The organism is Pseudomonas sp. GW704-F2, from assembly GCF_059423025.1.
The window spans coordinates 97,104-109,237 of sequence record NZ_JBWKXO010000018.1 but is presented as its reverse complement, the minus strand read 5'-3'; the positions used below and the strand labels follow the sequence as shown (position 1 = coordinate 109,237).

Below are 12,134 nucleotides of genomic sequence, written 5' to 3'. Positions count from 1 at the left end.
CTTTTAGCGTTATCAGATTAACCGATCAAGCGCCCTGGCGCTTGTCCTCGACCTTCCACTTGCCGCCGTCGTAGAACGCCTTCCAACCGGTCGGCTTACCATCCACTTCGGACTGCACGTACTGTTCCTTGGTCTTGCGGCTGTAGCGGATCACGGCCGGGCGACCGTCCGGGTCCTTCTTCGGCGCTTCGCACAGGAAGTGGTACTTCGGATCGATCTCATCCTTGTGCGGCACGATCTCGAGCACCAGCGGCGCACGGGTCTCGCGGTTTTTCGGGAACTGGCTGGCAGCCAGGAACAGCCCCGAAGCGCCATCACGCAGGATATAGGTGTCGTTGACCTTCTCGCACTTGAGTTCGGGCATCTTCACCGGGTCCATCTTCGGCGGCGCCGCGTCACCGCTTTTCAGCAGTTTGCGGGTGTTCTTGCACGTCGGGTTGGTGCAACCGAAGAACTTGCCGAAACGGCCGGTCTTGAGTTGCATCTCGCTGCCGCACTTGTCGCATTCCAGGCTCGGGCCTTCGTAGCCTTTGATGCGGTAGCTGCCCTCTTCGATCTCGTAGCCGTCGCAATCCGGGTTGTTACCGCAGATATGCAACTTGTGCTTCTCGTCCAACAGGTAGGCATCCATCGCCGTGCTGCAGATCGGGCAACGGTGCTTGCCACGCAGCACCAGCGATTCGGATTCACCCTCGTCATCGGCGGCGATTTCATCGCCCGGCACCAGGTTGACGGTGGCCTTGCAGCGCTCTTTCGGCGGCAGGCTGTAGCCCGAGCAACCGAGGAACACGCCGGTGGACGCGGTACGAATCTGCATCGGCCGGCCGCAGGTCAGGCACGGGATGTCGGTCATCACCGGCTGGTTGGCACGCATGCCGCTGTCCGGGCTTTCGGCCACTTCGAGTTTTTTCTTGAAGTCGCCGTAGAACTCGTCGAGCACGCTCTTCCAGTCGCGCTCGCCCTGGGCCACGTCATCGAGGTTCTCTTCCATGCCGGCGGTGAAGCCGTAGTCCATCAGGTTGGAGAAACTCTCGGACAGACGCTCGGTGACGATGTCGCCCATCTTTTCCGAATAGAAACGCCGGTTGTGCAGCGCTACGTAGCCACGGTCCTGGATCGTGGAGATGATCGCCGCATAGGTCGAAGGACGACCGATACCGCGTTTCTCCATCTCTTTCACCAGGCTGGCTTCCGAATAACGCGCCGGCGGCTTGGTGAAGTGTTGGGACGGGTCGAGCTTGATCAGCTTCAACGTGTCGCCCTGGGCCATGTCCGGCAGTACGTCGTCGTCGCCTGGCTTGGCGATTTGCGGCATCACGCGGGTGTAGCCGTCGAACTTGAGGATACGGCCCTTGGCACGCAGCTCGAAGTCGCCTGCGCCCACGCTGACGGTGGTGGACAGGTATTGCGCCGGCAGCATCTGGCAGGCCAGGAACTGGCGCCAGATCAGCTCATAGAGGCGCTCAGCGTCACGTTCCATGCCGCTCAGCTTGCTCGGCTCGGTGTTGGCATCGGAAGGACGAATCGCTTCGTGAGCCTCCTGGGCGCCTTCTTTGCTGCTGTAGACGTTCGGCTTCTCCGGCAGGTACTTCTTGCCGAACTCGCTTTCAATATACGTGCGCGCCATCGCCACCGCGTCTTGCGACAGGTTGGTGGAGTCGGTACGCATATAGGTGATGTAGCCGGCTTCGTACAGACGCTGGGCCATCATCATGGTTTTCTTCACGCCGAAGCCCAGGCGGTTACTCGCGGCCTGTTGCAGGGTGGACGTGATGAACGGCGCCGACGGCTTGCTGCTGGTAGGTTTGTCTTCGCGCTTGACGATGCTGTAGCTGGAAGACTTGAGCTTCTCCAGCGCGGCCATGGCCTGGGCTTCGTTCAGCGGCTTGAAGGCCTCGCCTTTTTCACGGGCCACTTCAAAGCGCACGTTGGCGCCCTTGGCGGTGCCGAGGTCGGCGTGGACTTCCCAGTATTCTTCAGGGTTGAACGCACGAATCTCGCGCTCACGCTCCACCACCAGCTTGACCGCGACCGATTGCACACGGCCAGCAGACAGGCCACGGGCAATCTTGGCCCACAGCAGTGGCGAGACCATGTAACCCACGACGCGGTCGAGGAAACGGCGGGCCTGCTGAGCGTTGACGCGGTCGATATCCAGTTCGCCCGGCTTGGAGAAGGCTTCCTGGATGGCTTTCTTGGTGATTTCGTTGAACACCACACGCTTGTAGCGGCTGTCATCACCGCCGATGGCTTCCCGCAGGTGCCAGGCAATGGCTTCCCCTTCGCGGTCCAAGTCCGTTGCGAGATAGATGGTGTCGGCATCTTTGGCGAGCCGGCGCAGCTCTTCGATGACCTTTTCCTTGCCCGGAAGGATTTCGTACTTGGCCTTCCAGCCATGTTCCGGGTCCACACCCATGCGCGAGACCAGCTGCTTGCGCGCTTTCTCTTTAGGCGTGAGCACCGGACCTTCGCCCGCAGCCGCCTTGCCGCGCTTGGCGGCAGGCTCCTTGCTGGCGCTAGCCGAACCGCTGGTGGGCAGGTCTCGGATATGGCCGATACTCGACTTCACCACGTACTCGTTGCCCAAGTACTTGTTGATGGTCTTGGCCTTAGCCGGGGATTCCACAATGACCAGCGATTTGCCCATGGATCGGAAAATTCCTGAATTCGAGAAGTGAAAGGCAGTTGGCGCCTGACGCGGCAACGCTATATATAGTGGCAACCGGGTGAGGTCAAGCGCAGCATTCTGCGCAGCCTGCCGTTATTGCCCTGAAAAAAGACTGGGTTCGGCCTGCACCAAAGCAAAGCGTGGGACCTGTTCGCCGTCAACTTCGACGGACTCGAGGAACATGCTCAACGGGCGCACCCAAAAGCCGTAATCGCCATACAGTGCTTGGTAGAACACCACTTCTTCTTCGGTCTCGGAGTGCCGCGCCACATTAAAAACGCGGTACTGCGGACCTTTATAATGTTGGTAGAGCCCTGGTTCGACTTTCATGCTCTGGCCGCCTTACAAAATTTGTTAAAAAAAAATAATAAAACTACCGAAAAACAAAAACCGGGGCACTGGGCCCCGGCTTCCGTCAACCCAACGCTTAAAGACGTTCGAAGACGGTGGAAATGCCTTGGCCGAGACCAATGCACATGGTTGCAACCCCGAGGTTGCCGCCATTTTGCTTCATCACATTGAGCAAAGTGCCGGAGATTCGCGCGCCGGAGCAACCGAACGGGTGGCCCAGGGCGATCGCGCCGCCGTGCAGGTTAACCTTCTCGTTCATCTTGTCGAGTACTTTCAAATCTTTCAGCACCGGCAGGGCCTGTGCGGCGAAGGCTTCGTTGAGCTCGAAGAAGTCGATATCGGCGACGGTCAGGCCCGCGCGCTTCAAGGCTTTTTGTGTCGCCGGTACCGGACCATAGCCCATGATCGCCGGGTCCACACCCGCTACGGCCATCGAACGAATCACCGCCATCGGCTGGATACCCAGGTCCTTGGCACGCTGCGCCGACATCACGATCATGCACGAGGCACCGTCGGTGATTTGCGACGAAGTGCCGGCTGTCACGGTGCCGCCCTTTGGATTGAACGCCGGTTTCAAGGCGGCCAGGCTTTCCAGGGTGGTATCCGGACGAATGGTTTCGTCGTAGTCGAACAGTTTCAGGAAACCGTTCTCGTCGTAGCCGTTCATCGGGATGATTTCATCCTTGAACTTGCCTTCCACGGTCGCCTTGTGGGCGAGTTGGTGGGAACGCAGGCCGAACGCATCCTGGGCTTCGCGGGTAATGCCGTGCATCTTGCCGAGCATTTCCGCGGTGAGGCCCATCATGCCCGAGGCTTTTGCCGCGTGCAGCGACATGTGCGGGTTGGGATCGACACCGTGCATCATGCTGACGTGGCCCATGTGCTCCACGCCACCGACCACGAATACATCACCGTTGCCGGTCATGATCGCCTGGGCGGCCGTGTGCAGTGCGCTCATCGACGAACCACACAGGCGGCTGACCGTCTGGGCGGCCGCGGTGTGCGGGATCTGGGTCAGCAAGGAGGCCATGCGGGCGATGTTCCAGCCCTGTTCCAGGGTCTGGTTGACACAGCCCCAGATCACGTCTTCGACTTCGTTCGGGTCGACCTTGACGTTACGCTCCAGCAATTTGCTGATCAGGTGCGCCGACATGTCTTCGGCGCGGGTGTTGCGGTGCATGCCGCCCTTGGAGCGGCCCATCGGCGTGCGACCGAAGTCGACAATCACGACGTCTCTTGGATTCAAGCTCATAAATATTCTCGCTCAAGTGTATGGGACGCTTAACCGAAGAAGCTCTGGCCGTTCTTGGCCATCTCACGCAGCTTCGCGGTCGGGTGGTACAGCGGGCCCAAATCAGCGTATTGATCAGCCAGGGCAACGAACTCGGCCACACCGATCGAGTCGATGTAACGCAGCGCACCGCCACGGAATGGAGGGAAACCAATACCGTACACCAGGCCCATGTCGGCTTCGGCGGCGGTTTCGACGATGCCGTCTTCCAGGCAACGCACGGTTTCCAGGCACAGGGCGATCATCATCCAGTTGATGATGTCCTCGTCGGACACCTCACGCTGTTCATAGATGACCGGCGCGAGCACTTCGTGGACCGACGGATCGGCAACCTTCTTCTGCTTGCCCTTCTTGTCGGTCTCGTAGGCGTAGAAGCCCTTGCCGTTCTTCTGGCCCAGGCGCTTGGCCTCGTAGAGCGCGTCGATCGCCGAGCGGCGGTCGTCTTTCATGCGGTCCGGGAAGCCTTCAGCCATCACGTCGCGACCGTGGTGGCCGGTGTCGATGCCGACCACGTCCATCAGGTACGCCGGGCCCATCGGCCAGCCGAATTTTTCCATGACCTTGTCGATACGCACAAAGTCCACACCGGCGCTGACCAGCTTGGCGAAACCGCCGAAGTACGGGAACAGCACGCGGTTGACCAAAAAGCCCGGGCAGTCGTTGACCACGATCGGGTTCTTGCCCATTTTCTTGGCGTAGGCAACGGTGGTGGCGACGGCCAGCTCGCTGGACTTCTCACCACGGATCACTTCCACCAGCGGCATCATGTGTACCGGGTTGAAGAAGTGCATGCCGACGAAGTTTTCCGGACGCTTGAGGGCCTTGGCCAGCAGCGTGATGGAAATGGTCGAGGTGTTGGACGCCAGGATGGTGTCGTCTTTGACCTGGGCTTCCACTTCCGCCAGTACCGCTTGCTTGACCTTCGGGTTTTCGACAACCGCTTCGACCACCAGGTCGACGTGACCGAAATCGCCGTAGGACAGCGTAGGACGAATGCCGTTGAGCACTTCAGCCATTTTCGCCGCGGTCATGCGACCTTTATCAACCCGACCCACCAGCAGCTTGGCCGCTTCCGCCAGGCCTTGCTCGATGCCGTGTTCGTTGATGTCTTTCATCAGGATCGGCGTGCCTTTGGACGCCGACTGATAGGCGATACCGCCGCCCATGATGCCGGCACCGAGTACGGCGGCCTGTTTCACATCCTTGGCGACTTCATCGTAGGCCTTGGCCTTTTTCTTCAGTTCCTGATCGTTCAGGAACAGGCCGATCAGGCTCCGGGCAGCGGAGGTCTTGGCCAGTTTGACGAAACCTGCCGCTTCCACTTCCAGGGCTTTGTCGCGACCGAAGTTCGCGGCTTTCTGGATGGTCTTGATCGCTTCAACCGGCGCCGGGTAGTTCGGGCCGGCCTGGCCAGCCACGAAACCTTTGGCGGTTTCGAACGCCATCATTTGTTCGATGGCGTTGAGCTTGAGTTTTTCCAGCTTCGGCTGACGCTTGGCCTTGTAATCAAATTCGCCGCTGATGGCGCCCTTGATCAGGTTCAGCGCGGCTTCGGCCAGTTTGTCCGGAGCAACCACGGCATCGACGGCACCGACTTTCAGCGCGTCTTCAGCTTTGTTTTCCTTGCCGGCGGCGATCCACTCGATGGCGTTGTCGGCCCCGATGATGCGCGGCAGGCGCACGGTGCCGCCGAAACCTGGGTAGATGCCCAGCTTGACTTCCGGCAGGCCGATTTTCGCAGTGGCCGACATGACGCGAAAATCCGCGGCCAGGCACATTTCCAGGCCGCCGCCCAGCGCGATGCCGTTGATCGCGGCAACGGTCGGCACGTTGAGGTCTTCGAAATCGCTGAAAATCTTGTTGGCTTCGAGGTTGCCAGCCACCAGCTCGGCATCGGGCAGCTTGAAGCTCTCGACGAATTCGGTGATGTCGGCGCCGACGATAAACACGTCCTTGCCGCTGGAGACGATCACGCCCTTGACCGAAGCATCTGCTTTGATGGCGTCTACGGCCTGACGCAGTTCGTTCAGGGTTAGACGGTTGAACTTGTTGACGGACTCACCCTTGAGGTCGAATTTCAGTTCGACGATGCCACTTTCAAGAGCCTTAACCGTGATGGCTTTACCTTCGTAAATCATCAACTGATCTCCACGATATGGAAGCTGAACAGTACACATCGGACGCTGGCCTCTGGTTGGACATTGATGATTTCGTCAATGCTCACCCCAATGCGCCAGGCACACCCGCCAATGCGATAGTCGGGATTCTGTATGAGACGTCTGACAGACAAACGCTCAATTCATACGCCCGTTTGATTTGGGTACGCCACCTTCATCCAATTCCGGGCAATTGTCAATCGCTCGAAAGCGCTAGGAAAAACGCGACTTTCCAGTCATTTCAGAACCCCAACCCTTGGCCCACGCTTCGCCAATATTCAACTATTCACCAAATCAATAATGAATACAGCGTAGGAAAAGACTGTACAGATCCGGATATCCGACTACGCTTGCGGCAGCCATTACAGAATAGTCAAAATGCCTGGGTGAATACCCGGCGTGAAACACACAGTTTTACCGGCCTGCCTGGCCAACCCCGCCCGATGATGATGTCGGGCTTTTTATTGCCCGACGTTCAGGCCAGGGCCTTGAGCAACGTATCAATGGCCTGCAGGTCGCTCACCTCGCCCTTCTCGCCCCAGCACAACGCGATCATTTGCCGGTCTGCCTCGACTTTGTAGACGTTGGCCGGCAGCGTCGCAAAATGCGCCAGCAATTGCTCGTCCACGCAGGCTTCCTGCCACTGGTTGACCCACACGCCAGGCTCCAGCTGCCAATAACTCCATAGTGCAGGGACCTTGCCGCGCCGTGGCCGGTGGTATTGCGCGCACGGGCTCGGCGGCTCCTGCTTGAGCCAGTGCGGCCACGCCTGGGGCGCCAGTTGCATCGCCAGGCCCATGCGGCGCGCCTCCATGCGCAGGGCCATGCGCCCACTCTGATGGCGCGACGGGCGCAGCCATGCCAGGGGGCTCAAAACCACCGCAAGGATTGACACCACTATCCAGACCGTCATATGTGTACTCCCGATTTTTTAGATAAGCGGATTTGACCTGACGCAACCCCATCCGCTTGAAAGCAGCCATACTGAACTTATTGCAGTCCCCTGGAGGAACGCCCCATGTCATACGAACATATTCTGGTCGCCGTAGACCTGACCGAAGAGTGCGATCCAGTGATCAAACGCGCCGTGGATCTGGCTGGCACCACTGCCAAACTGTCCCTGGTGCATATCGTCGAACCGATGGCCATGGCCTTTGGCGGCGACGTGCCGATGGACCTGTCACAACTGCAACAGCAGCAATTCGATCAAGCCAAGGAACGCCTTGAGCGCCTGATCACCAAGTACCCGAACCTGAAAAAAGATCAGAGCCACCTGACCTATGGTCAGCCACGCCAGGAAATCCATCACCTGGCCAAGGAACAGGGCTGCGACCTGATCGTGGTCGGCAGCCATGGCCGTCACGGCCTGGCCTTGCTGCTGGGCTCCACCGCCAATGACGTCCTGCACGGCGCACCGTGCGATGTGCTGGCGGTGAAGCTGGTAAAAGGCGCGTAGGACCGATCGAGATCCAATATGGGAGGGAGCTTGCTCCCTCCCACATGTTGAGCTGCAGCTCATATAAAAAACCCGGTGCTCATTGAAATGAACACCGGGTTTTTTAATGCACTGGAATCAATCAGGCGTCCAGCTCGGCCCAACGTTCAACCAACACTTCCAGCTCCTGGTTCAAGGTTTCCAGGGACGCGATGACCTCGGCGGTTTCCGCCGCCGGACGCAGGTAGAAACCCGCGTCAGCCATTTGCGCTTCGACCGCAGCGATCTGCTGCTCCTTGGCGTCGATTTCACCCGGCAGGGCTTCCAGCTCACGCTGCAGCTTGTAGCTGAGTTTCTTCTTCGCGGCAGGCGCGGCTTCCGGCGCCGGTGCAGCGGCGGCCACGGGGGCGACGACGGCGGAGGTCAAGTCGGCCTTGCCGGACTTGCTCTCGGTCACGCCCAGCAGGCGCGGCGAGCCGCCCTGGCGCAGCCAGTCCTGGTAACCACCGACGTACTCGCGCACCTTGCCTTCACCTTCGAAGACCAGGGTGCTGGTGACCACGTTGTCGAGGAATGCCCGGTCGTGGCTGACCATCAGCACAGTGCCGTTGAAGGTCAGCAGGACCTCTTCCAGCAGCTCGAGGGTTTCCACGTCGAGGTCGTTGGTCGGTTCGTCGAGGACCAGCAGGTTGGCCGGCTTGCTGAACAGCTTGGCCAGCAACAAGCGCGCACGCTCACCACCGGACAAGGCCTTGACCGGCGTGCGCGCGCGCTGCGGACTGAACAGGAAGTCGCCCAGGTAGCTCAGCACATGGCGGCTCTGGCCGTCGATATCGATAAAGTCGCGGCCTTCGGCGACGTTGTCGATCACGGTTTTTTCCAGGTCCAACTGGTGACGCAACTGGTCGAAGTAGGCCACGTCGATGCGCGTGCCCTCTTCCACTTTACCGCTGGTCGGTTGCAGGCCGTTAAGCATCAGCTTGAGCAACGTGGTCTTGCCGGTGCCGTTGGCGCCGAGCAGGCCGATACGGTCGCCGCGCTGCAGGACCATGGAGAAGTCCTTGATCAGGAACGGACCGTCCGGGTGATGGAAGCTGACGTTCTCCAGCACCATCACCTGCTTGCCCGACTTGTCGGCGGTTTCCAGCATGATGTTGGCCTTGCCGGTGCGCTCGCGACGCTCACTGCGTTCAACGCGCAGGGCTTTGAGTGCGCGTACACGGCCTTCGTTACGGGTGCGGCGCGCCTTGATGCCCTGGCGGATCCACACTTCTTCCTGGGCCAGGCGCTTGTCGAACAAGGCGTTGGCGGTTTCTTCAGCGGCCAGGGTGGCTTCTTTGTGGACCAGGAAGCTGGCGTAGTCGCCGTTCCAGTCGATCAGGCCACCACGGTCCAGCTCGAGGATGCGGGTCGCCAGATTCTGCAGGAAGGACCGGTCGTGCGTGATGAACAACACGGCGCCCTGGAAATCCTTGAGGGCTTCTTCGAGCCAGGCGATCGCGCCGATGTCCAGGTGGTTGGTCGGTTCGTCGAGCAGCAGCAGGTCCGGCTCGGACACCAGGGCCTGGGCCAGCAGGACGCGGCGACGCCAGCCGCCGGACAATTCGGCGAGGGTCTTGTCGGCCGGCAGTTGCAGGCGGCTCAGGGTGCTGTCCACCAGTTGCTGCAGGCGCCAGCCGTCACGGGCTTCGAGGTCTTGCTGGACGTGCATCAGCTTGTCCAGGTCTTCCTCGGTGACGCAGTTCTGCGCCAGGTGATGGTATTGCGCAAGCAACTCACCGACGCCGTCCAGGCCTTCGGCGACCACGTCGAACACTGTCCGTCCGTCGGCCACCGGCAGTTCCTGCGGCAATTCGCCAATCTTGAGGCCCGGGGCGCGCCATACAGAGCCGTCATCGGGCTTCTGGTCGCCTTTTACCAGCTTCATCATGCTGGACTTGCCGGTGCCGTTGCGGCCGATGATGCACACCCGCTCACCACGGGCGATCTGCCAGGACACCTTGTCCAACAACGGCATAGCGCCGAAAGCAAGGGACACATCGCTGAATTTGAGCAGGGTCATACGCTTCTCCAAAAACTGGGCGCGCATTCTACCTGAGTTGAGGGTGGGATGCGGCCGGCATTTTCGCTACGGGTGGGTTCTGTAAGACAATTCCTGCGAACTTGAACGAACAGGTCGGCAAAGCTTTCACCGGCCGCTGGCAAAAGGCTAAGCTAGAGGCAATGAGTGTCGGCGGTGCCGGCGCTAGTCGTGATTTCTCTGCACGGACGTCTCATGCGCAGTCGCCTTTTCAACTTTTTATCTTGTCTGCTTCTTACTGCCACTGCCGCTCAATCCGCCCTGGCCGTGGACATAACCACCCAACGTCAATATTACGATGAAGCCAAACGCGCCCTGGCCAAGGGCGATACCGGGCCCTACATGCAATACAGCCAGGCCTTGGCCGACTATCCGCTGACGCCGTACCTGGCCTACGACGAGCTGACCGCACGCCTGAAGACCGCGAGCAACGAGGAAATCGAACAATTCCTCGCCAAAAACGGCGACCTGCCCCAGGCCAACTGGATGAAACTGCGTTGGTTGCGCTGGCTGGCCGAGCGTGGCGACTGGCAGACCTTTGAAAAGTACTACGACCCCAAGCTCAATTTCGTCGAGCTCGATTGCCTGCATGGCCAGTTCCAGCTCACGCACAATCTGAAAGCCGAAGGCTACAAAACCACCGAAAAACTCTGGCTGACCGGTAAATCGCAACCGTCCGCCTGTGATGCCACGTTCGCGCAGTGGGCCGCAGATGGCCAACTCACCGAACAGAAAATCTGGGACCGCGCCAAGCTCGCCGCCGAAGCCCGCAACTACGCGCTGGCCAACAGCCTGGTGAAAAGCCTGCCGACCCTCGGCGCCCAAGGCCGCCTGATGGTGGACGTGGCGCAAAAGCCGGAGATGCTCAACGACCCATCGCGCTTCCTGCCGGCCACCGAGGCCATGTCTGACGCCGTGGGCCTGGGCCTTCGCCGCCTGGCGCGCCAGGACCCGGACAAGGCCATGGCCATGCTCGACGGCTATGCCAACAGCATGCACTTCTCCCGTGACGAAAAAGTGGCGATTGCCCGCGAGATCGGCCTGACCCTGGCCAAGCGCTTTGACCCACGCGCTCTTGAGGTGATGACCAAGTACGACCCGGAACTGCGCGACAACACCGTGTCCGAATGGCGCCTGCGCCTGCTGTTGCGCCTGGCCCGTTGGGAAGACGCCTACCAACTCACGCGCAAACTCCCGCAGGACTTGGCCACCACCAACCGCTGGCGCTACTGGCAGGCCCGCAGCCTGGAACTGGCCGAGCCGAAAAACCCGCAAGCCCTGGTGCTGTACAAGAACCTGTCGCGGGAGCGCGATTTCTACGGTTTCCTCGCCGCCGACCGCTCCAAAGCGCCGTACCAACTGATGAACAAACCGCTGTTGATGAGCCAGGCGCTGATCAACAAAGTGCGCAACACCCCCGGCGTGCGCCGCGCCCTGGAGTTCTATGCGCGGGGCCAGGTGGTCGATGGCCGCCGCGAGTGGTACCACGTCAGCCGTCACTTCAACCGCGACGAAATGGTCGCCCAGGCCAGGCTGGCCTACGACATGAAGTGGTACTTCCCGGCGATCCGTACCATCAGCCAGGCGCAGTACTGGGATGACCTCGACATCCGCTTCCCAATGGCCCACCGCGACACCCTGGTGCGCGAAGCCAAGGTGCGTGGTCTGCATTCGAGCTGGGTGTTCGCCATCACCCGCCAGGAAAGCGCGTTCATGGACGACGCCCGCTCCGGCGTCGGCGCCAGCGGCCTGATGCAGCTGATGCCTGGCACCGCCAAAGACACCGCGCGCAAGTTCAGCATCCCGCTGGCCTCCCCGGCCCAGGTGCTCGATCCGGATAAAAACATCCAGCTCGGCGCCGCTTACCTGAGCCAGGTACACAGCCAGTTCAACGGCAACCGCGTCCTCGCTTCCGCCGCCTACAACGCCGGCCCGGGCCGCGTGCGCCAGTGGCTGCGCGGCGCCGATCACCTGAGTTTCGACGTGTGGGTGGAAAGCATCCCGTTCGACGAAACCCGCCAGTACGTGCAGAACGTGCTGTCTTATTCGGTGATCTACGGGCAGAAGCTCAATTCGCCACAGCCGTTGGTGGACTGGCATGAGCGGTATTTCGACGATCAATAAAGCGTGACGCACACACAAAAATGCCCGCA

The 12,134-nt window shown here is 60.4% G+C and carries 8 protein-coding genes; 2 read left to right on the top strand and 6 right to left on the bottom strand.

The features are described from left to right. Nucleotides 1–25: 25 nt before the first annotated feature. The 5 genes from topA to AC07W0_RS16985 form a co-directional block, all read right to left on the bottom strand. On the bottom strand, nt 26–2,647 hold the full coding sequence (gene topA / locus AC07W0_RS17005) for a type I DNA topoisomerase (RefSeq protein WP_046384322.1): 2,622 nt from the start codon (nt 2,645–2,647) through the stop codon (nt 26–28). 114 nt (nt 2,648–2,761) lie between these two features. Continuing rightward, nucleotides 2,762–2,998: a DUF1653 domain-containing protein gene (locus AC07W0_RS17000; protein ID WP_010563748.1), complete on the bottom strand. Its 237-nt coding sequence runs from the start codon at nt 2,996–2,998 to the stop codon at nt 2,762–2,764. A 97-nt stretch (nt 2,999–3,095) separates the two neighbouring features. After that, the gene (gene fadA, locus AC07W0_RS16995) at nt 3,096–4,271 is read right to left on the bottom strand and encodes an acetyl-CoA C-acyltransferase FadA (protein WP_026140242.1); all 1,176 of its coding nucleotides are present in this window, start codon (nt 4,269–4,271) and stop codon (nt 3,096–3,098) included. Nucleotides 4,272–4,300: 29 nt separating this feature from the next. Further along, a complete protein-coding gene (fadB, locus tag AC07W0_RS16990) occupies nt 4,301–6,448 on the bottom strand; it encodes a fatty acid oxidation complex subunit alpha FadB (RefSeq protein WP_017848773.1) in 2,148 nt (715 codons plus the stop codon). 493 nt (nt 6,449–6,941) lie between these two features. Further along, nucleotides 6,942–7,379 (bottom strand): hypothetical protein, encoded by a 438-nt coding sequence (locus AC07W0_RS16985; protein WP_017848772.1) that lies wholly within the window; start codon nt 7,377–7,379, stop codon nt 6,942–6,944. A gap of 105 nt (nt 7,380–7,484) precedes the next feature. Between AC07W0_RS16985 and AC07W0_RS16980 the strand changes: the two genes are divergently transcribed. Next, on the top strand, nt 7,485–7,922 hold the full coding sequence (locus AC07W0_RS16980; protein WP_102617703.1) for a universal stress protein: 438 nt from the start codon (nt 7,485–7,487) through the stop codon (nt 7,920–7,922). Between the two features lie 121 nt (nt 7,923–8,043). Here AC07W0_RS16980 and AC07W0_RS16975 read toward each other — a convergent pair whose 3' ends face one another. Beyond that, nucleotides 8,044–9,963, bottom strand: a complete 1,920-nt coding sequence (locus AC07W0_RS16975) for an ATP-binding cassette domain-containing protein (protein WP_017848770.1) — start codon at nt 9,961–9,963, stop codon at nt 8,044–8,046. Nucleotides 9,964–10,176: 213 nt separating this feature from the next. Here AC07W0_RS16975 and AC07W0_RS16970 point away from each other — a divergent pair, with 213 nt between their 5' ends. Then, nucleotides 10,177–12,105, top strand: a complete 1,929-nt coding sequence (locus AC07W0_RS16970; RefSeq protein WP_102617702.1) for a transglycosylase SLT domain-containing protein — start codon at nt 10,177–10,179, stop codon at nt 12,103–12,105. The last annotated feature ends 29 nt before the right edge of the window (nt 12,106–12,134 follow it).